The organism is Litoribrevibacter euphylliae (assembly GCF_042646085.1).
GTDB classification, from domain to species: Bacteria; Pseudomonadota; Gammaproteobacteria; order Pseudomonadales; family Litoribrevibacteraceae; genus Litoribrevibacter; species Litoribrevibacter euphylliae.
On record NZ_JBHRSZ010000007.1, the window covers coordinates 594207 to 616322 of the forward strand.

Consider the following 22116-nt stretch of genomic DNA (forward strand, 5'->3'; position numbering starts at 1 on the left):
TAAGATGTAATCTGTTTTCGTTCATTGCTTTCGTTCATTGCTTTCGTTCATTAAACCGATCGACACTGAAATAGTGCGACAGGTTGAACGGAGTGAGTGTTGCGACCATTTTATAGGGTTTCAACTGATCTGTTGGGTAGTAGATTTGATCCAGTGCTGCCTGTTGTTGAAAACGCTGATAGATGCGGTCTATTTCTTCATGAAGCTGCTTAATGCTGTGTTCGCTGAACAATCGACTGGTTGAATAAAATGGGCTATCAGTGACGTGATGGTTGCACAGAGCTTCCTTAATAAATTGTTGGTTAATACGGACCAATAAGTCGTGCAAAGGCCCGTCGACGCGCCAGCGAATGGGCCGAGCCACGGTAAAGTGAAACGAATCATTTCGTCCCAGCCGGATCAACTCTAGCTTTTCGAGTTCCCTCAGATACAAATAGACATCGGCTTCCGTTAAATCGCTTTCTTGTGCAATGGCCTCTGGGCTGAGTTCACTGATTAATAACATGAAGAAAGACGTTAGCGATGGGTCAGCAGCCAACGCTTGTTCGGTTGTCAGTGGCAACTGCTTGGGCTCGGTTGGCGTTTTGGATGCCAACTCAATCAAGTCATTCAGCTTAATGCCCAGTATGTCGCATAGTTCAATCAGTCGACTGAGTTTACAGTCTTCCTCCTGAAAGAGCCGTTTGATGGTGGGCTCTGAAACCTGCATTAACTCCGCCAGATCACAATACCGAACCCCCTGTGCTTTAAGAATCTGTTTCAAGGTATGAAAGAGGCCGCCACGATATCGCTGTTCACTCATGATTTGATCCCGTTTCTTTATAAAAGTATTAAATAATGATCCATGATCTAAGTAATGTTGAAGATTTAACGTATATTTATATTCTTTTTGAGAAAAGACAACAGGGTTAGTTTCTTAAACTCAAAAAGGAAAAATTCTATGAAACGTTTTATCAATTCGCTGGTGGCCGCATCGGTAGTCAGCATTAGTTTAACGGCAACTTCTGTGAATGCAGCAGAACAGCAACCCCTCTGGCAACTGGATGGATTGAATCAGCCTGAATCGGTTTTGGCAGAGCCGAATGGCAAAGTACTGTATATCAGCAACATTAACGGGCAACCGGCGGAAAAGAACAAAAAAGGCTATATCAGCCGCGCAACCACCGACGGAAAAATCATTGATAAACATTGGGTTGATGGCCTGGATGCGCCTAAGGGTATGGCCATTAGCCAAGATCATTTGTATGTGGCCGACATGCAAACTTTGCACGTTATTCGCTTGAAAGACGGGAAAATAGTGAAGCGCTATCAGGTCAATGAAGCCAAAATGCTGAATGACGTGACTGTGGGTGATAGTGGCGAGATTTACATCTCCGACCTATTGGGCGGGGGAATCTACCGCCTTTCTTCAGGGCGTCTTGATGCCTGGTTCAGCCACGAAAAACTGCCGCATCCTAATGGTGTATTGTGGTCACAAGGTGCGCTTTACGTAGCCAACTGGGGGGAGGGGATGAACGCAGACTTCTCCACTCAGGTTCCTGGCACCTTGTATCGTCTTGATATTGAAAAGAAAGAACTGAAGCCAGTACCAACCGGATACGAGTTGGGTAATCTCGATGGCATAGTCGCCAACGGAAACAATCTTTATGTCAGTGACTGGATTACCGGAGAAATTTATGAATTGACTGAGAAGGAGCGCCGTAAGGTACTTCACGTTAAGGCGGGGTTAGCGGATATCGGTGGCTCAGCAAACGGTGTCGTCTATGCCCCCATGATGATGGACAATAGTGTAGTTGCTTGGCAGATGCCGTAAGGCGAGTGCTTGATGTTTCGATGGTTGTCTAAGAGACACTATTTCGTTTCTTATGTAAAACGGGGCGCTGTGGTTTTACCCTTAGCGCCCGAGATCGCTTAAAAGATCCACCGATTAGATATTAATGCTCTGCGGAATTCTTGAAGGCAACAAACTTTGATACATAGGCCGATGCAGGTTACGCTCGCCGATGATACTTTCAACCGCATCAAGATTATCTCTGAAGGTTTCCAAAGCCCCTTGTACTTTAGTGTTACTAAAGTAATTACCTCTTTGATGTCGGTTGTAATCCCCTAACCGGGTAAAATAAACCCCACCTAAACCATGTGTAATGAGCTGTTGCTGCAAGGCCTGATCTAAAGGCGGTAAGGTTGCCAGCAATCCCTGACTTTCAGTGCCCGTCGTGCTGGTTGGCGCAGGGGCATAAGTGGCCAGAGGCATACTGGGTGTATAGCTCATGACGGAAAGCTGAGGGAAGTTCACGGCAGCGTGTTGTGCGCTGGAAGTAAAGATCACCATGGTTAATACATCAATCAGATAGGATTTAGTGTAGATCCCCAGGTTTCCTTCACTGTCTTCTTCACCTAAGCCGTTGATTCTTCCTCCGTCCTCACTTGTCAGGTCAACCAACCAAGCCTGAAGAGCCTTATCATCAGCGACTTGTTTGTCGTCTAGATAGTAAATATCGACATAATCTTTTGCCCAACACTTAATGGCATTCCAGACATCCAGTGCGTCATCACGATAAGGATATGAAATGGGCAGATCTTGATTGGCCATGAATCGGCTTGCGAGTTGATTAGGCAACATTCGTTCGTTGAAGTTGAGTTCCGTTAATGAATTGGTGGTGACGTCCCAGGCGGTTTCAATAGTACCGCCCAATGTTCTGTCGACGCCGCCACCAGGATTAATGAGCGTCAGAATGGCCGCGTTATTAATGAACAAGGTGCCCTGGAAGTGAGGTAGTAGTAAGTTATAGATCGGGTGTTTGATGTTTAACTTACGTTGCGTACTGACGGCAAAGGGTTCTATCAGTAAATGAGTCAGACCTAAGTGGCTGATTAATTCATGATAATTGGCATTAGCTGCCTGGAAGTGGGCTTTGGCCAATGCCCAGGTTTCACCGTGGAACGGATAAAGCACAGGGTTGTTTGCTGAAGGGGTTTGATCCACCTGAATGGCAATTGCCTTGAGTGCACCGGTTGTATCACCTCTCTTAACCCCAAATAATCCCATTGAGGCGGCAATGTATTTTTGTTGTGGGAAGGTGCCAGGCTCCAAGACTGAAAGCGCTTTGTAATCGGTGAGATATAAACGGTTTTCGGCAATGGCCAGTTCTATGGAGTCATCTGGCCCCATGATTCGACGATAGGATTCATCGTCGACTGGAAACTTCGCAGGTAATTTATCAATAATCCGTTCGATGACTAACGGGTTTGGCCCTGAAACCTGAAACGCTGCGAACGCATCATCGTTTTTGAATGTTGAAGATACGTCCGGGACAACGAAGGTCTGGAATTGATCTGCGTATTGTCGAAGCGAAGTTGCGTCACCGCTTAATCCTGCGGCTCTTAGAACCTCCTGTACTACCGCATGGGTTAAAAATCCGAGCACGTCCTTAAGCAACGCTTGAAGTGCATCGCTTAGATTTTTGATTTCTTTCTGAACGGCCTTACCGAGTTCTTTGGCCAATTTGCTGCCAAGTGCAGAGCCGAAATCTTTCTGTAACTGGTCTTCAATGAATGCAGCAAGTTGAGCTTCTTTTTCATGAACATCTTTCTCGACTTTGCTGGTAACGATATCCGCAAATTCAATGATTTTATGTAATATCTCGAGCTTTTGTTTGATAAGGCCAATGACCTCCTTCAAAGACACAGGGTTTTCAGTTGATGTATTACTGGTTGGCCCCACAGAACCTATATCAAGTAGGTTAGTTAATTTGGTTGTGATGTTAGTGAGAAGTTGTACCAGCACTTCGCCGATTTCCATGATCTGAACCAGATTCGGGTTCTGATTCGAGGGGAAGGGGTGAGAATCATCAACTTTAAGGACAGCGATAGGTTCAAGCACTTTTTTCGAACCATCTTTAAGTGTGTAGGTGTATGAGTGCATGTACTCATAGTCACCTTGGCTAGCGACTGGAGCCGCCTTCTTTTTGCCGGTCTTGGTTGGAGTCTTAGTCGGGCTTTTGTTTAGTTCTGCGGTTGGTTCAGTCATGTTGATCTCCATCTCATCATTAGCTACGGACTAGCAGTTGTAGGTTTAATTGTTGGTGTGCTGATAAATCCACAAAAAGACTAGGCAAGCCTCTTTAGAAATGACATTACGATAAATTACATTAACTGTTCTTTGAGACGATCTTGTCCGGTCACTCCGTCGGTAAGTCCCTGTTATAAAAGGCGCTGGAGAGGTTTCGTAACGTAAATTGTGCTGATCTGAGGGGGCTGTGGCTAAGTTATCCCACAGCTATTCAGGTGAATGGCTGTGATGAGTTTTCCTTTGTTTTTTGAGTTGCCATCTGTTTATAGTGGGCCGATGAGAGTGTTTGTATTAAAACAGGGCATTAATTATGGATTGGCCTACAGTTGAGGATTGCCATGATGCTATGACTAAGTTCGTGGAATATTACATGGAAGGCGAACAAAAGGGATATTGGCAGAGCTTAATTAAAGAGTGTCAGGAAGAAGGGCGCTTTCCTGCTGGGAAAGCGTTTCTGCATGAAATAGATCAGGTGATTAGGAATTCATCGAAATCACGAATGCCTAAAACAAAAGAACTATACGAAGTTATCTGTGTCGTTTGCATCTGAAAAGGTCTTGGATGAAATCAAAAAAACATCAAATTAATAACCTTGAAATGTTAGAGGTTTTATTCCGTGAGTCGGAAGCTGCGTATGTTGATTTTCAAGGCAGTTACGAAAAAAGTATATACGGAACACATCAGCATTTGTCTGAAATGTCCGTTTATGAATTGGCTTTTTCTCCTTACATTGAATTGGCCAAAGAATGCGGAATGGGCTCAATCAGTTTAAGGCGCAGCAACAAGACCGGTCGAATCTATTTGTGGAATGTGAATTTGGGAGGTCATGCCCCGAAATTGGAATTGAGGCCAGTCTCCTTAGAACGGGTTCTAGATTTAGCTGTAATGAAAACACTGCATGATAACTGGGCCTATCTTCTAGGGTGCAATATTGACCTTGAACCGGGTTATGAGATATGAATTTCAAGAGATCAGTAAACTCCTGCGAGGGAGGACTGTCATAATGTTCAATGTAGTGCAGTATCAGGCATGGAGATGAGTAACTTTTATTGTTGGATTTGACTATTAAATCCAAGTTACTTAACAGGAGTTGTTCGTCAGTTTTTTTGTGTTTCCAGCGTAATAAAGTTGTTTTCTTTCCAATAGATATTGTTATACCCATACAAAATACACTTTGAGTCTATGTTGTACCTTATGAATTAAAGTCCTGAATTTATTACTCAGGTACAGCTGACAACTGATTTTTTGTAAATGTTATATCTCTGCGGCTGTATTTCTTTAAGGCCAATCAAAATATTGTTTCTAGTACTACACTGGCTGCATTGGCATGAGACGATGTATGCAGGTATTCCTGATTTAATAAAGAGAGCATTATTGGCTTGAGAAACTAGTTTATTGTTGATTAAAAATGTAGTCAGTTCTTTTTCGGCTAATGTTCTTAAGTCTTTTATGTCCCGAAGCTGGTACTCATTTTCTTTATTACAATTATTGCATTTGTAAGAATATGTTGACTGAGTGATTCCTGAGTCATCTCCGTCCCATATGAGAGTATTTCTTTTGCCTGTATAGTTGTACATCTATAATTTACTCGGATCAAATTTTGGTTTTACTGGTTTTAAATAGCCATCCGAAACCAACTTATCAATATTGTCTGGCAGTTCATATTGAGTTCCTTCACCCTGCATTCCAAACCATGGAATTGCTTTTGCGGACTCTGCTGGTAATGGTTTCAATACTTCATAGGTCATATATGGCTTTGTTTTAGTTGCATTAGGTAAGGCTCTCTTGTCAAACTTCTCTCCTTCAGGAGATACAAATGCTCCTAGATCATGGAACTCTCCAGAACTGTCGTACCATCCTCCAAACCTATCTATTCTATGACCAGTGGGTAGAACAACATTTTCAGAGTTTATAGCTCCTCTATTAGGTGGCCAACTATTGGGGCCTAAAAGAGCTTCTAGCTCATCCCACTCTTCGTTTTGCCAATGCTTATATCCTTGAGCGGCTTGTTTACTATTCGTAAAGACTCCCTTTGATCGTTTTTGAAACGTATTCCAAGAGTTTTCCTTACAACTCAACCCAAACGGGTCAGTCCAGCTCACCGGATTCGGCACGTACTGGTAATGGTTGATTCCGCCCGCTAGCCCAATCGGGTCCTGGTGGATGAAGCGGCCAATGGTCGGGTCATAGTAGCGGAATCGGTTGTAGTGCAGGCCGCTTTCCTGGTCGAAGTATTGGCCTTGGAAGCGGATCGGGTTGTTGATTCGTTCAATGCGGATGTTGGCAATGCCAAAGGCGCTGTAGTCGGCTTGCCAGGCAATCTGACCATGGTTGTCGGTCAGGGTGATCGGGGTGCCCAGGTGATCCAGGTGGTAGTGATACACTTGGCCGTTGTCGATCAGGGCGACGGGCAGGAAGGTACCGGGTTCGTAGAGATACCAGCGGAAGTGGCCGTTGTGGTGTTCGCCGATCAGTTGGTCGCCGTCCCAGAGATAATCAATCTTGCCTTGTTCGGTCAGTTTGGAAGCGCGTCGGCCGAGAGCATCGTATTGATACTGATGTACTTTGCCTTGATGTTTGAGTCGGGCCAGTTGGTTAAAGGCGTCAAACTCGCGGCTTTGATGCTGATCTGGATTGTTGCTGGTGACTTGTACCTGGTTGCCACAGGCGTCGTAGCGATAGTGCTGCTGCTTGTGTTGAAGCAGTCGATCGTTCTGAACGTGATCGTCCGGGCCGATGGGGTTACCAAAACTGTCCCAGTTAAACTCTTCGGTGGTTTCGCCGTTCTTATCAACCTTGGTTAGCTGTTCGAGTTGATCGTATTGGTAGTGCTTTTCGCCCAGCAGGGAATCAGCGACTTGGGCGATCTGATCGTTCTTGTATTGATAGTCGCGGCGGTGAGTGCGCTCTTCCGAATTCGATGTGTTATCAACGGTTGCTGCCGCTGAGGAATAAGAAAACGCTTGTTCGGTCAGTCGTCCAAAGGCATCAATCTGTTGGGTGAGTAACACACCGTTACTGCATTCCCGTTCGATTTCATGGCCAAGGGCATCGAACTTACGCAGAATCAGCGGTTGTGCGTTGAGGCCGATTTGATGAAGCCGGCTGTTTTGATCGTAGCGATAGTCGACGACTTGTCCATCAGGGTAGGTGGTTTGGGTTCTTCGTCCGGCCAAATCGTATTGATGTTGGATTTTCCATTGGTCTTGCCAATGTTCAGTGGCTTGCCCTACGGCATTGTACTTGAACGAGAGCTTGCGATCGGCATTGTTGGCAAAGGTGACTCGGCCCAGTTTGTCGTACTTAAAGTGATTGCTTTGTGTGTTGTGCGAAGCATGTTGAGTGTCGTGATGACGACCAATGGATTCAGTGACTCGACCGAGCGCATCTCGCTTTAGTCGGATACCACGTTCGCCGCTGTCGTCGGACTCAATCAAATGCCCTTCGGGATCGTATTTTAGGGTTTGCTGACGGCCATCGAAGCCGGTGAGCTTAATAGGGAGTTCTTCACCGTTGTATTCAATCTGATAGTGGTTGCCGTCACTGCGGGTAATTCCGGTGAGGTTGCGTTCCTGGTCGTAATCAAAGGCTAACCAACTGCCATCGGCGCGAATTTGTTTAACCGGTTGTGACAACCCTTGATACTGGTATTCGTGAATATGACCTTTGGTATCGGTGTAATGGGTGAGGCGGCCAGCCTCGTCGTAACGATAGCTTTGTGTTATCTCTTCAGGCGGTGCCGTTGCATTGTCGGGCTGAGTTTTATCATCGGGCTGAGATTGCTCAAACTGACGAACCTGAGTGAGCTGGCCTTTGGCATCACGACGATATTCGGTGATGAGCCCACCCGCATTAAGCACACCGTTTAAACGGCCCAGATCATCGTAGCTGAAGCGGGTTTGTTGGTTACCGCTTTCCTGCGCTAATAATTGACCATCTTCGTTCCATAGGTACTTAGTGGTTTGATCTGGAGTATTACTTTTTAAGGATTGGCTGCGTTCTATGAGTTGGCTGCGCTCATTATAACGAAACTGAATGGTCGCGCCGTTTGGATGAGTCTCGCGTTTTAGGTGCCCAGCGACGCTGTATTCTCTGCGCCAGATATGGCCTTCGGCATCGACTGTAACGATGCGTTGGCCAATGTCATTGTATTGATATTGGGTGGTGGCGCCGTCCGGTTGAGTAATGGCGCTGAGCTGACCTAAGTCGTTATAGGTGAATTGCGTAGTTGCTCCGCTTGGCGTGATTTCCGCAACTTTCTTACCGTGCTCATCAAATTGATAGTGCCATTGATGACCGGATGGTGATTCTTTCGTGGTGAGACGTCCTGCTTCATCATGCCAAAATTTCCACACTTGCCCTCGGCTGTCGGTACTGATAGCTAGACGCTCTTCATCGACGTACTGGAAGTGGTAATCGTATTGGTTGTCGTCGCCCCAGTTGTGGATACAGCGTGCGGTTGGGCCTTCGCCTTGCCATTCGAAATAATGGCTGAAGCCGCTGGCGCGGGTGCGTTGGGTGAATAGGTGCCCTGTGTATTGGTAACGTTCGGTTTGTTGTTGTGCGTTGGTGGCGGCGATTAAATCGTTGCGGGTATCGTATTGGTACTCAGCCAGTGTTTCCGGATGATGGACAACCCCTTTGTCGGTGCGCTTAACGGCTTTGATATGAGTTAAATGACCACTGTGGTCGTAATAGAGCTCAATGCCTCGGGTTGGTGTGGTGTCAATGCGGGTGAGGCGGCCGGCTGCGCTGTAGAACAGGCGAAGCTGATTGCCATGAGTGTCGCTTATTCTGTCCAGAACCCAGGTGTTTTTAGTTTCAGTAAATGAACCGCGTACAAAGACCCAGTGGCTGTTGTCATTTTTAATCAGTCGATGGCTGCCATCGGCTTCATGATGAAGCGCTAGCCCTTCGGACAGTTGATAACTGGTTTGACCCTTTTCGACAGGCAGGAAGGGCAGTCTGCGGCCTTCTTCGTCAATAAGTACTAGAGATTCCAGCGCGGGTGTCTTTTGCTGATTTAGCTCTTTCTCATCCAGAGTTTCATAGACTTCGATGAGTTGCAGGTGAAGATTACTTCGCCAGCCAAAGCCCATGCCAATGTTTTCGTGGCATTGGCTGGAACGATAGCTGCGAAGCCAGCGAATGGGCATAGGGCCATCGAGCTCGAAATCCAGCAGTTCAAGAATTTCTTCACCGCTGCTCATCGCGACTGGGTCACCTTGGCAAATCTTATCGCTGTTCTTTTGATCGCTTTGTCCGGCGGCATTGGTGCCTTGGGCGTCCGTTCCCTTGGCGCCATTTTCGCTGGTTTGCTCGTCGGTCTGACCGCCTTGCGGTGGCGTCTCAGAGCGTACTTTGGGTTTCTCTGTATTTTGATCGTATTGAATGACTGGTTCTGCTTGTTTTTCCACGTACATGTGGAGATCACCGCTTAGCAGTAATTCAGCGATGCGCTTAACGATTTGTTGCTTGGTGTTGAGTGTGCGAATGCTGTGGCTAAGTTTGCGTACATCCGCACTGTCGAATGCCGCTAAGACGTCGACTAAGCTGGTGTCATTCAGGTTCTCATTGATACCGACTTGGCTTGTTAAATGAGAGATGGCTTCATTGATCGTTTGAAAGCTTTTTTTGTTACCAAATCCACTTTGGTTATTGTCGGCGCAGAAGAGAATATTTTGTCCATTCTGTGCCTTAATCGTGATGAGTTTCTTCGCATCCATGCGTCGCTCGTTCCTTGAGTGCACGTTCCTGTATGCGTCATTTATACACAAAAACTTTGTGAGGCTATCGGCAAAATGTAATTCTGAGATATAGACCCAAAAAATTTTTCTTTTGATGGTTTGTTGAGCGGTCGGGCTAATGCCTTATTCTGAAGCTTGTTGTGAGTGGGCTTTAGGAAAAAGTTAGGAAAGGCGTTAGCTAATGAGCTAAGTAGAAAGCAATCTGACCACCAAGAGGGTGGTCAGAAAGAGCTTGTGGTAATGGGGAATTTATTGCTGATTACGGATGTCGTTGAGCCGCTTAATCAGGAACTCTAATTCGGCGTGTTGTTCCTGCTTCTCGTTCACTTTCTCTTCGATGGCATCCACCACTTGGCGTTGCAGCTTAACCTTATTGAGTCGATTGATGTTGGTGATGCCGCCAGGGTTACAGACGTTTACTTCCAAAATTTTATCGCCAATCATATCCAGGCCAACAAAGAACAAGCCATCAGCGGCCAGTTTCGGTCCGACTTTTTTACAGACGTGCAATTGACTGTCGGTCATCACGTATTTGTGAGCCGAACCACCTTGTTGAATGTTGGCGCGAATATCCCCTTCGGCGGGTTTGCGTTGATAGGCACCGATGTATTTACCGTTGAGCATTAATACTCGAACGTCGCCTTGCTCCGCGCCTTCGATGTATTCCTGCAGAATCACGTAGTTGCTGTTGCCCTGACCGCTGATGTAGAAATCCAGCAGCGAGTTGATGTTCGACTCGGCATTTTTCTCAAGCACGATCACACCGCGACCGCCGGAACCGTCCAAAGGCTTCAGAATCATTTTCTCGTTTTCAGACTCGCTCACTACACGTCGCAAATAATCTTTATTCTTCGAAACATGTGTCACCGGTAAGAAGGTGTTGTGTGGGTCATGAAATGTTGTGGTGTAAAGTTTATTGCTGGCTTTTCTTAAGCCATCAATGTCGTTCAAAACCACAGTTTCATTTTTAATGGAGTCGAGGAAGTTCAATAAGATTGGATCGATCGGCGGATCTTTACGAATAAACAGCGCATCAAAGGCGTGCAAAGGCACCATTTTTTCATTGAAATCGACACGCTTATAAAAGGTGTCGTATTTCTCCGGAACTTTATCCATTGGCTGAATATTTTTAACAAAGCCGTGTACCACATTTTCGCGTACGGTAAGGTTTTGCGGGTACAAGATGGCAACTTTATGCTTGCGCACCAAGCACTCTTGAATGATTGATAACGTTGCGCTTTTACCGGGTTCGATATCTTCCCAAGCGTTGATGATGAATCCTATGTACACGGGCGTGATTCCATAACTAGAGTTAAAAATCCCGTATTTAACTCTAGTTATGTGACATTAGGAATAAATTTTCAGATCAAAAAAATCAATACTTTCGAGTTCTAAATGATTGATCTGGAAATATATTTACAGGTCTGAAAATAATGGCTTTTTCGGCATGATTGGTTCGAATTCGGCCTGCGTTTTTTGAGCGCTTGCAGCAAAGCTCTTCATCATGTCGTTCGGGCGGAACATACCGGACTGCCACGTCGCCATGTATTTAAGGCTGTCTGCGATGGAGTGATCACGACTGAAATTGATCATTTCCTTACAACCGGCCACGGCCATAGGTGATTGTTCTGCGATTTGGCGTGCAATTTCCATCACGCCGTCGAGCATGGCTTGTTGAGAGTCAAAGACGCGATTTACAAAACCCATCTCCTTGGCTTCTTGAGCGGAGAATTTACGGCCGGTGTAGGCTAGCTCACGGGCAATGCCTTCCGGTACCAGTCTTGGGAAACGCTGCAAAGTGCCTAGGTCAGCGGTCATGCCGATTTGTGTTTCTTTGATGGTGAAGAAGGCGTCTTCGGTACAATAACGGCTATCGCTGGCACAGACCATATCCACTGCACCGCCTATGCAACCACCATGTATGGCAGAAAGCACTGGCATGCGGGCGTTTTCAAGAACGTTAAATACGTCCTGTAGGTCTAACACCAAACGACGCAGGTTCTCGGCCATACGTGCCGGATCGCCTTTGTTTGGTAGGGCTTTGGGGTTACTGAAGACCGCCAGATCCATACCTGCACAGAAGTGTTTTCCGGTTGAAGAGAGGACGATGACTCGGGCTTCGGCTTGTGCATCAATCTCTTCAATGACGCCACGGAACTCTCGCCAAAAGTCGATGTTCATGGAATTCATTGCCTCTGGGCGATTCAGAACTACATGGGCGATGTGATCTTTGATGTCTACTTTTAAACTCTTTAATTCCATGATCTATCCTCTGTTCAGGCACTTGGTATGACGCATATGTGTGCTATTAGATTTAGAACTATACACTGTAAAGTGGTTGTGCAAAGTACGTTAATGTTCTGAGTGTAGGATGTCAACGCAAAGTCAGTGACGCTATGTAAGTGATACGGTGTTTAGAGGAGAAAAAGTTAAGATGGGGTGGGGACGAGTTGTGAAGAAAGAGGTTAAAAGACAGGCCGAAGGATCATCTCTTAGGCCTGTCTTGATTCGATGGTGGTGCTAATTAACACATATCATCGAACGGGTTTTTAAGATCCAGCGAAATACTGTTCTTATAGCCCGGAAGTGTCATTGACTCTTTCGATAGGCGGATTTCTTTTTCATCAATCATGTCTTGGCCGTAACGATAGAACAGATTGAACTGGCCGTAGTTGGCTTCCTGACGATACGCTTCTTGATTTTGTTTTACCTGAGCGCGTTGTGCTTCCTTCGCTTGAATGGCTGCTTCACCATGACGTTTCTCGATCATCTTGTTGGTGATGTTCGGAGATAGAATCACCGCGGTAGCGTTGTTGCCGCCGAAGCCTTTGGAGTTAATGAAAGCAACGTCTTGTGGCTGACACTGGTAATGTTCTGTACTGATCGTTAGGTGTTGATCAAAGACATCGTCCGCCACTTCGTTGATGGTGGTGATGCCTGGCATGATGTTGTGTTCAAAGACACCCAATGCCCACGCTAATTGATCGCCACTGGCAGGGCCTAATGAGTGGCCAAGATAAGCTTTCGGTGCCGCAACTGGCCAATCTTCAATGCCGAACGTTTCAGCGACAGTATGGAAAATATGAGATTCAGTGACTCGGTTTTGCGGGGTACTGGAGCCGTGTGCTAAAACGAAACTGTGTTTCTGAATGGTTTCTTCGCCAACGATATTCTTGGCCAGTGCCACGGCTTTCGCCATCGACACATAGTTACCTGGGCCAGGTGCGGTAATGGACTTTTTCACGCCGTCGGCGTTCACGAAGACATCCGCAACCGAGCCTAAGATGTCCGCGCCTAATTCAAGTGCTAGCGCGTCGTCCATTAAGATAAAATACTGTGCGCCTTCGCCCAGCGTGAAACCACAGTTTTGGCCGAATGGGCGACTGGTACGACGGTAATCTACCTGATCGGTTTTATCGATCATACGCAGGTATTTTTCATTTGCTAACGCACCCATATTGCCAAAGCTCTCGGCGGCTTCCGGTACGATTAATGCGTCTGAATTACCTACGATGGCGGCGCGAATTTTTCCGCTCTGAATGTCATGAATGGCAGCCTTTAAGTTGTATAGGAAGCTGGCACAAGCGCCGGTGGCACTGATGGTTGAACCAACATTGCCCGTTACATAAGCGTTGATGAAGTCGCTTGGCGCGGTGTTCAAGCTCATGGCTGCGTTTTTAGAACCAACGCGACCGCCTTTTAAGCGCGCTTGCATGGCGTTACCCATGCCTTCGGCGTGGAGCTGGCCTTGGGTCGAACTGGAATAGGTGCCGATTTGATCCGGGCTGACGTGATCTAACACGTCTTGCCAATCGATACCGGTAGATTTGATTGCATCGGTCGCTCCAAAGATGACGTTTTGCAGACCGCGCGGTTGGTGATGGCTGTTGTACAGTTTCGCAGGCTCAAAGCCGGTTGGCAGTTGGCCGGCAGCTTTGATTGGGTTGTCGAGGGTTGAGTTATGCAGAATTTCCAGCGTACCTGCAACGCTGACTTCGCTCATGCCGGTTGCTTGACCGTCTGCGTCGGTGCTTTCTGTGGTTTGCCAGTTTTCCGGGATTGGGCGAGGTAAGTCTTTGGTTTTAACAGTAAATGTGAAGTCAGACTGTTTCGAATCAAGAGACATTTTTTGATGCCAAGGCGTTGCATCCGGGTCGAAGTGTTCTTTTTCAATCTTACGAATAAGTGTTCCGGCTAACACTTGTTCGCCGAATAGGTCTTCGATTTGATTTGCTTCAATAACACGATCGTTCTGATCAACTAGCTTTCCATCCTGATAGCGAACGAGATTCATCAAACAGGCAAGGCCCAAGAAGGTCTCTTGCCTAAGATTTGCGGTTAATTGATCAATTACAATGCGTCTGAAGCCTTGATGAAAAGATGTTCTGCCTGAGGCATTGATGCCACCCATGCCGACGATAACTGGTAATGCTGTCATATTGATCCCGTCCGTACCCAAAAAATATGCAAGTGTACGCTGTTTTTTGTTTAAGGTTTAGTAGGGGAAGGGAATCCAGTGTAAAAAAATAGTAATTTTGGGTGAGTATTTGTTGTGAGGAATGGTAACCAAAAAATGGCAAGCGAGAACAAGGCAAAAAAAGGCCAGTTAAAAACTGGCCGAAGACTCTCAGTGAGAGAATCGAAGTTCTCAACGACTCTTTCGAGTAAGGGAGACGAGAACTTCGAGACTTAGGTAAAACGTGTGTGGAGGCTTTCTTGTGAAAGCCTCCAGTAAAGGAAAGTGCAGTTATCCTTCAATGTTGTAAGCAATACCTCTTCTTATCTGAATTTCAGGGCACCAAATACGGCGGCTGCAATCAGTAAAACATAACCCAGTTGACTAAATTCTAGGGTTTCACCGAGCAGTAGCGCTGCAAAAACCAAGGTCAGGAAGGGTTGCAACAACTGCAGTTGGCTGATGCGACCGATGCCTGCTTGCGCCATGCCGTCATACCAGAAATGGAAGCCTAACCATTGGCTGATCAGAGCTAGGTAGATCAGGGCTAAGCCCGCTTCCAAATTCCAAGAAAACCCTTCCATTGCGTAGTAACCAAAAATCAACCCCGATACTGGAAGATACAGAATCATCATCCAGCAGATGGTTTGCCATCCGCCCAAAGTCTTAGCAACGTGACCTCCAATGGCATAACCGAAACTGGCCGATGCAAGTGTCAGTAGCAGTGATGCTGGTAGATCAACCGATAAGCCGTTACTGAAGTAATGGCTCAATAATGCAAAGCCTGCAAATGCGCTGATCCAAAAACCGATATTGTGTCGTTCTTTCGAGACAAAGATCGCTAAAATTGCGGTCAACAATGGCAGAGCGGATAGGGCCACGCCCATTTCGACAGCGCTCGTTTGCTGTAAGGCTAAGCTGATGCCGTATGGGAACCCGACACAGATGCCAAGGCCTGCCACTAAAAGACCACCCGTTTCTTTTAAGGTAGGCACTCGACTTGATAATTTACCAATCAAGAAAAGACTGAATACCCCTGCCAAAAGCACTCGTACTGCGGCGATGGCTTCTGGGCTAAAACCTGTTAATGCAATCTTAGTCATTGGGACCGTCAGGCTGAACAGCACCACGGCTGCTAAACCTTTGGCAATGCCCTTGTAGTTTGGGGCATCAATCGTCATCGCGCTGTCTTGCAGATTGCTCTTAATGGCACCTGCATGTGTTTGAGTCAATGCACGCTCCCTGGAGGAGGATGCAGTTGATAGTTGTGGCCTTGTTAATAAGTCCATTGTTAACCCTCCAGTGTTATGACGTCTGTACGGTGATGTGTTTCTTTCAGCGCAAAAAACAGTGCTAAAACCCCATCATCAGTGCATAGGTCGGTTGCTAAGTATTGTTTTATTAGTGATCAGCTTGGTTGTCTTAATTTCGCTGATTCGATGAAGGTGTATTGTCTAGAAAATATTCAAGTACAGTTAGAGGCAGTACAGTTTTAAAAAAGCAGTACAGTTGAAGAGATTTCTCAAACTGTACTGCCTGTTTTTGTCTAAACTGTACTCGTATGCATTACAGGAAAGGGTGTACACTACGCTGAATGCCTTATAAATAAAGGAATAGAGTAGATAACAGTAGGTGATTACAGGCTTCTTTCTTACATGATGTAAGTAATTAACTGTACTGTATTTGAATGAATACTATAAATTATTGAGGATCACAGTCATGCCTTCTTCAGCGGAAAAAAGTACGTTATACCAAGTGGTGGCGAATGAAATTGCTGAGGATATTCAGAGTGGTGTCTATCCGTCTGGTCAAAAAGTGCTCAGTGTGCGTAAGTTGAGTAAGCAACGCGGTGTCAGTATTTCAACCGTGACTCAAGCGTATGCATTACTCGAGGATCAGGGTTTTTTAATTGCGCGTCCGCAAGCAGGCTACTTTGTGCGCGAAGGGGCGAATGAACCGATTGAGCCACCTCCGATGTCGCCTGGCTCGGAACCGACCATCTGTTGTAAGAGCGATATGATTCAACAGATGTTGGCTCACTGTAATCGTCCAGACATGGTGAACCTAGGTGCGGCGATTCCTGACTTGCACTTTGTGCCTGCCAAAGCCTTACAGACCTACATTCAGAAAGTGACTCGATTCAATACCCGCGAAGTATTCAGTTATCAGTTCACGCCTGGTCACGAACCGCTGCGTGCCCAGATTGCTCAGCGTATGAGGTACAGTAATGTACGCTGCTCGGCCGAAGACATTATTGTCACCAATGGCTGCTCGGAAGCGCTGAACATTGCCTTGCGTGCGACCACCAAAGCCGGGGACATTGTAGCGGTAGAATCCCCCTGCTATTACGGCTTCTACCAATTGGCCGACGTGTTAGGGCTTAAACTGATTGAGATTCCAACCGATCCGGTGGAAGGCATTGGCTTTGAAGCTTTAAAGTTGGCGTTGCAGCAGTGGGATGTGAAAGCGGTGGCGTTGACCTGTCGTCACAGTAATCCCACCGGCGCTTCAATCCCGCTATTCAAACAAAAGCAGATTTATCAGCTCTGTAAAGTCTACGATGTGCCGATCATTGAAGATGATATCTATGGTGATCTGGGCTTTGCTGGCGAGAAAACCCATACCATGAAAGCCTTGGATGTGGATGGGCGCGTTATTTATTGTTCCTCGTTCTCGAAAACCATTGCGCCAGGTTTACGAGTAGGTTGGACCATTCCGGGACGTTATCGAGAAAAGTTGGAATGGCTACAGACCTTCAATACCTTCTCGGCGGCCAGTATTTCTCAATTTGCACTCAGTGCATATTTAGAAGGTGGGCATTATGATCGCCATCTACGTACGGTTCAGGAAGCCTATCAGGAGAACCTGAATAACTTTAAGCAGACGATCAAGTGCAACTTCCCTGACGGCACGTTAATTTCAGAGCCTCGCGGTGGCTTTATTCTGTGGATTTGTTTGCCTGAGAAAGTGCGAGTTGTGGAGCTTCAGGAAAGGGCGTTGCACGAAGGTATTACCATTGTGCCTGGTGAGGTGTTTTCGGGTACGGACCATTTCCGGAATTATCTGCGTATCAGTTGTGCGGTGCCGTGGAATGACGACGTAAAGAATGCCATCCGCCTGTTAGGCAAGATGGCATGTGAAATGGCTCAGTAGTTCATTTTAAGTAACTATTTCAATAACTGACTTCAATGAACTGACTTTAATAAGCTGACCTAGATGAACGGTTCAGCCTGAAAGCGTTAACTGCTGTAAAAGGGTTGGTAGGACCTTGTCCTACCAATTGATTCTCACGTCCAACGCCTCACCGGCATTGAGTGAGGAGCAAGGGTTTTGCACGGCGTATTCACCGGCAATACGCATATACTTAGGCTGACCGTCGTTGATGAACTGTGACAGGTCGAGTGAAGTCGTCAGTTGATACGCTTCCCCTTGTGCAGCATCGATATCGATTACCCGCTCTTCTGCGCTATCTTCAAAAACACCATCGTCGTTCAGGTCAATCCAGACGATCCAACTGACAGGACGGGTTGTTGCTGCGGGCGTTCCCTGAATCTGAATCGGTACATTGGTAGCATCCGCCACAGTGATAACAGGGTTCGTGTAATCGGAGACCAACGCGTCGTAGTTCAGGTTTTGGCCATCGATGATGACCTGGTTAATTTGGTTTTCGCCGTTGTTATTATCACGAATCGGGCAGTACTGATCTGTAACCGAAACGGTACGCGTGAAGCTGTCCGTTCTGTTGTTGGTCGCATTGACGGTCAGTGTTACATCGTAGTCGCCGCTGGTGGCATAACTGTGTTGTGGGTTTTGATCGGTGGATGTGGTGCCGTCGCCAAAGTCCCAAAGCCATTCATCAACTTCAGCTGGTGTTTGACTGGTCTCGGTAAAGTGCGACGTTAGTTTATAGTTTCGGTATTCAAAATGACTCAGGACGTCGCTTTCATCAAGGCGAATCTTAACGCTTCGGAACGCGTCTACCACGTCTGCCCTTGCATGCCCTAAATCTTCTGCCGAATCCGCCATACACTCAGCCGCATCTGCTAGAGTCGAGTCAGCTTGCCAGCAGTTGCTTGCGGCATCGACCACTACTTGATACGCAGGTTCTATTCCCCACTGATTAGCAAGCACGTGGAAGGGATAGGTGATCATGCCAATTCTTAAATAAGGGTTATTGCCAGCATCGTCATAGTCAAGATAGCTATCAATTGCTGAAGTCTCTGTTTTAATCTGGTTTAGATAGCGATAGCGGCTTTCGTGGGCGGATTCCAGACCATGAGTCCAGTCGTCGGTGGTGTTGGTCAAGTAATATTTAACCATCACCCCAGAGATATCGCTGAATGCCTCGCTGAGAGTGCGTGTATCTGGACTGATATCATCCTCAAAGTTCATCAGGTTTCCTATTCTTAGGAGTACGCCGTGAGCGACTTCATGAGCAATAATATCCAATGTCGCGTAAGTGTAAGCTAGGCCATAGGCATCGCTGAAGTTTGCATAAGCGCCGTCCCAGAACGCATCGAGAGCCAGTTCGTCGCCATAATGAACACGAAGCCTGATTTTGTCTTCTAGAGGCGGTTCACCTAAATATTTCAAGAACGCATCGTAAACTATCGTGCCGTAGTACATCGCATCGTTTAATGTGGAATAGGTGTAAATATCCACATTATTATCTTTCAGAATTGGACGTTCAGTATTTTCAGGCGTGTCATTACATAAAAACGAGTAGGCTGGGAAGGTGGTATCGTTAGCCGTGTTGGCTTGATCGTTGGCGTTTTCCCATACGGTATCCCGTTCATTGCCCATGTCGATTACTTGTACCAAGCCATTATCTAAATAACACAGGCCGCCTTGTTCACTGGTGCGGCGGATACTGATGGTTGGGCGATCGGTGCCATAGATCCAGTTTTGCTGTTCATTGCCGCCAGGCCCGGTCATTTCTACATTGCCTGTGAAATCGTGGAAATGAATCAAGGTTCCATCTTCTGACTCACCAGTGTTATTTGCAGGGAAGAGTAGTAAACCCTTACTTCCCGCAGGAATCGCTGTATTAGCAGGTATAGAGAGTTGGAATGGTGATTCTGCTTCTGAGGTTAACCAGGCATCTCCCAACTTAACCCCTGTATTGGTAGCCCAATAGACATTGACTTGTTCAGTATTGGAGTCGTTGGCTGTGGTATTAGCGATTAACTGAATTTCAATATCGCCAGAGATTTGGTTGGGATCGCCATCCTGGTCTCTCAAAACAGCGTGCTGGATGACGTTCTCTGGTACTTCAGACGCTGGTGTGCCGGTATCAGGAGGTGTAGTCGGATCGCTGGAGCTACCACCTCCGCCACCCCCACCACCACACGCGGTAAGCAGTAGAATTGAAGCGCAGCTCAATACTCGGTAGCTGGATCGGTGAATTACAGAAAACAGCATGGTCTGTCCTTAGGCCATTGGGAAGTAATATGTTCGTTGGAGTACTTGAACGAAAGTTCGTTGTTATATCATCAAATTTTAACTGAACAGTTAATGAGTTCTTGAAAGTATAGAAATTCTAACGATGGAGGCTTTTAGTGACTATATTAAGGATGTTTTTGACAGGTACTTATCAGGTTGATGCATGAAATAAGCTTCTGCCCAAGACTGGCTTGGGCTAGCTTGGTTTTATTGGATTACTCCTCAGACCATTCATCAATAAATTCTTGGAGAAGCATTGTTTCTTCAGGATTAATATCTCCGATCTCATGATCGAAGAGATAGATTGTGTCTCCAGATTCCCCTTCTTTAATACAATAAATGCTCCCTCCTCCATTCCATCCCACGGCTAAAAGATCATTCGTATAGCCCACTGGCCAATCTTCTTCACGGTAGTTTCTTGAGCTAAGTGTTTCAGATATGATTTTTTTGGCCGTTCCAAATATACCTTCATCTTCATCAGTAATTAGGAACTCTGGGAAGCTTGATAAGAATTCTCGATATTTATTGGGTATTTGAATTCCTAATGTGTCTTCGATGTTTTTTAATTCATCTTCGGTCATACTATTTCACTTCTTCTGATTTAATGTGTTGGCGCTGAGAGGCTCTGTTAATCCTGAGATCGCTGATACTCTCGAACCCCTTCCTCAATCAAACGTCCAGCAATGCTGGTGATTGGCGGATGCGTTGGAAGCTCATCAAAATGGAACCATTGCGCGTCTTCAATTTCGTCGGGGTTGATGGTGATCTCACCATCGCGGTAGTCGGCGATATAACCTAACATCAGTTGTGACGGGAATGGCCAGCTCTGGCTGCTGAAATAACGGATATTTTTTACTTTGATGCCGGTTTCTTCCCAGACTTCTCGCTTCACTGCTTGTTCCGGGGTTTCCCCTGGTTCCATAAAACCGGCTAGAGTACTGTAGAAGTTCGAGGTGCGATGTGCGCCTTTGGCTAACAGACATTGATCCCCTTTTTTGATCAAGACGATCACACAAGGAGAAATTCGAGGGTAAAAGTAGAGGCTGCAGGAGGTGCATTTGAAACTGTATTCTTGTGGCACCTGCTCTGTGGTGCCGCCGCAACGGCCGCAAAATTTATGATTTTCATGCCAGTCCAACAGTTGTCGAGCGCGTCCGAGCAATTTCGGCAGGGTTTTGTGTTCTAGCAAAATCAGTGAGCGCAGGTTGGACAGTCGCATGTTGTCTGGGAGCCGGGTGTGCTCAGGTAATCGACAGGTATAAATATTGGCACTTTGCTTTTCTTTGCTGTGACCGATAAAGAGCCGTGGTTCGTCTTGCATCAGCGCGTCAGCGTCGTCGGCGGAAAGAAAAGGGGAGTGGCTTTCATTGAGCACAACTTGATCGCGCACAAAGAGCACAAAACAATCCGTTTCCCCGATGTGTAGCTGAATAGAAAGCCTGAGGGGATGTTCGAGTTGATCCTTGTCGATATGTGAATTGCTCATGAATGCTGTCCTAGCGCGATACCTTGTGAAGGTTTAACAAAACGATGTTTCGAAAACCATAGGGAAGCTAACGCTATCATGAGCTCAGACCAGAGTAAAATCTCTGGCCTGATGAGTCCGAGTTCCTAAATGATCACTAACGTGATGTGTTTACCATCAGTGAACCACAGTAAAGCGAGCCACTCTGGGACGAGTCAGGGTGCAGTAATCAATCATATCCATCTGAACAATTTCGGTGTGTGATCCAGCATTAAAGCTGATGCTGTCTTGGCTGGATAAATACGCCGATAGAATCACTGGCATCCCGTACAGGTTACCAAACGGCGGCATGCTGCCCGTTTCACAGTTTGGAAACTCATCTTCAAATTCGTCTTCGTGACACAGACGGACTTTTTCTCCACCAAGGGCATCGGAAAGTTGATCGAAGTTGATTCGTTCACATGCGGCGGTTACCACCATAAGGTGTTTGCCATCCACTTCGATGATGATCGGTTTGGCCATTTCTTTTCCAGAAATATGGGTGGCTTCTGCCGTTTCCTGAGCGGTAAAGGTCGGGGAGTGGTTGTGTGCCATATATCGGACGCGATTGGCGTCGAGATATTCGGATAGTAGTCTGACAGGCATGGTGAAACCTCCAATACGGCTTGAGGAGACAGAACTCAATTTATCCTTCTGATGTGTCTTCCTCGGTAATTAAATGTACTGTCTCTTACATTGGTTAATGCCTTAATAGCCCGATAGCGTCGAGGATCGTGGACGATCATGTTTCGCTATTCGATGTATCTCTAATTAAGGTTCAAAGGCACTATTTTGCAAAATCGAATCAGGAAAATATGACAGGCGGTTGTGATTGAGTGTTGGGCGCTATGTGGGGCTTATGGATGGTTTCTATGGCGTGGTTAATAAAGCAGGA

At 46.4% G+C, this 22116-nt stretch carries 15 protein-coding genes; 4 read left to right on the forward strand and 11 right to left on the reverse strand.

What is annotated here, in order from left to right; genetic code table 11:
• Positions 1 to 34: 34 nt before the first annotated feature.
• Positions 35 to 802: a helix-turn-helix domain-containing protein gene (locus ACFOEK_RS17810; RefSeq protein ID WP_386722825.1), complete on the reverse strand. Its 768-nt coding sequence runs from the start codon at positions 800 to 802 to the stop codon at positions 35 to 37.
• A gap of 138 nt (positions 803 to 940) precedes the next feature.
• Between ACFOEK_RS17810 and ACFOEK_RS17815 the strand changes: the two genes are divergently transcribed.
• On the forward strand, positions 941 to 1813 hold the full coding sequence (locus ACFOEK_RS17815; RefSeq protein WP_386722826.1) for an SMP-30/gluconolactonase/LRE family protein: 873 nt from the start codon (positions 941 to 943) through the stop codon (positions 1811 to 1813).
• A 114-nt stretch (positions 1814 to 1927) separates the two neighbouring features.
• Here ACFOEK_RS17815 and ACFOEK_RS17820 read toward each other — a convergent pair whose 3' ends face one another.
• Positions 1928 to 4030: a lipoxygenase family protein gene (locus ACFOEK_RS17820; protein ID WP_386722827.1), complete on the reverse strand. Its 2103-nt coding sequence runs from the start codon at positions 4028 to 4030 to the stop codon at positions 1928 to 1930.
• A 352-nt stretch (positions 4031 to 4382) separates the two neighbouring features.
• Between ACFOEK_RS17820 and ACFOEK_RS17825 the strand changes: the two genes are divergently transcribed.
• Together ACFOEK_RS17825 and ACFOEK_RS17830 are read left to right on the forward strand one after the other, a co-directional pair.
• The gene (locus ACFOEK_RS17825; protein WP_386722828.1) at positions 4383 to 4622 is read left to right on the forward strand and encodes a hypothetical protein; all 240 of its coding nucleotides are present in this window, start codon (positions 4383 to 4385) and stop codon (positions 4620 to 4622) included.
• An 11-nt stretch (positions 4623 to 4633) separates the two neighbouring features.
• Complete coding sequence (locus tag ACFOEK_RS17830; protein WP_386722829.1) at positions 4634 to 5032, forward strand: hypothetical protein; 399 nt, start codon at positions 4634 to 4636, stop codon at positions 5030 to 5032.
• 617 nt (positions 5033 to 5649) lie between these two features.
• Here ACFOEK_RS17830 and ACFOEK_RS17835 read toward each other — a convergent pair.
• The 5 genes from ACFOEK_RS17835 to ACFOEK_RS17855 all read right to left on the reverse strand — a co-directional run bounded on the left by ACFOEK_RS17835 (position 5650) and on the right by ACFOEK_RS17855 (position 15564).
• Entirely contained in the window at positions 5650 to 9798 is a 4149-nt protein-coding gene (locus ACFOEK_RS17835) for an RHS repeat-associated core domain-containing protein (protein ID WP_386722830.1), read from the reverse strand.
• Positions 9799 to 10068: 270 nt separating this feature from the next.
• Positions 10069 to 11109, reverse strand: a complete 1041-nt coding sequence (gshB, locus tag ACFOEK_RS17840) for a glutathione synthase (protein ID WP_386722831.1) — start codon at positions 11107 to 11109, stop codon at positions 10069 to 10071.
• Positions 11110 to 11235: 126 nt separating this feature from the next.
• Complete coding sequence (locus ACFOEK_RS17845; RefSeq protein ID WP_386722832.1) at positions 11236 to 12081, reverse strand: crotonase/enoyl-CoA hydratase family protein; 846 nt, start codon at positions 12079 to 12081, stop codon at positions 11236 to 11238.
• A 262-nt stretch (positions 12082 to 12343) separates the two neighbouring features.
• A complete protein-coding gene (locus ACFOEK_RS17850) occupies positions 12344 to 14257 on the reverse strand; it encodes a beta-ketoacyl synthase (protein WP_386722833.1) in 1914 nt (637 codons plus the stop codon).
• A 341-nt stretch (positions 14258 to 14598) separates the two neighbouring features.
• Positions 14599 to 15564, reverse strand: coding sequence for a DMT family transporter (locus ACFOEK_RS17855; RefSeq protein ID WP_386722834.1), 966 nt, complete (start codon positions 15562 to 15564; stop codon positions 14599 to 14601).
• A gap of 430 nt (positions 15565 to 15994) precedes the next feature.
• Between ACFOEK_RS17855 and ACFOEK_RS17860 the strand changes: the two genes are divergently transcribed.
• The gene (locus ACFOEK_RS17860; RefSeq protein ID WP_386722835.1) at positions 15995 to 17428 is read left to right on the forward strand and encodes an aminotransferase-like domain-containing protein; all 1434 of its coding nucleotides are present in this window, start codon (positions 15995 to 15997) and stop codon (positions 17426 to 17428) included.
• 120 nt (positions 17429 to 17548) lie between these two features.
• Here ACFOEK_RS17860 and ACFOEK_RS17865 read toward each other — a convergent pair whose 3' ends face one another.
• The 4 genes from ACFOEK_RS17865 to ACFOEK_RS17880 form a co-directional block, all read right to left on the reverse strand.
• Positions 17549 to 19696 carry a PKD domain-containing protein gene (locus ACFOEK_RS17865; protein ID WP_386722836.1) on the reverse strand — a complete coding sequence of 716 codons (2148 nt, stop codon included), beginning with the start codon at positions 19694 to 19696 and terminating at the stop codon, positions 17549 to 17551.
• A gap of 236 nt (positions 19697 to 19932) precedes the next feature.
• Positions 19933 to 20298, reverse strand: coding sequence for an SMI1/KNR4 family protein (locus tag ACFOEK_RS17870; protein ID WP_386722837.1), 366 nt, complete (start codon positions 20296 to 20298; stop codon positions 19933 to 19935).
• A 47-nt stretch (positions 20299 to 20345) separates the two neighbouring features.
• Positions 20346 to 21203 carry an NAD(+) diphosphatase gene (nudC, locus tag ACFOEK_RS17875; RefSeq protein WP_386722838.1) on the reverse strand — a complete coding sequence of 286 codons (858 nt, stop codon included), beginning with the start codon at positions 21201 to 21203 and terminating at the stop codon, positions 20346 to 20348.
• A 156-nt stretch (positions 21204 to 21359) separates the two neighbouring features.
• The gene (locus tag ACFOEK_RS17880) at positions 21360 to 21827 is read right to left on the reverse strand and encodes an aminoacyl-tRNA deacylase (protein ID WP_386722839.1); all 468 of its coding nucleotides are present in this window, start codon (positions 21825 to 21827) and stop codon (positions 21360 to 21362) included.
• Positions 21828 to 22116 lie beyond the last annotated feature (289 nt).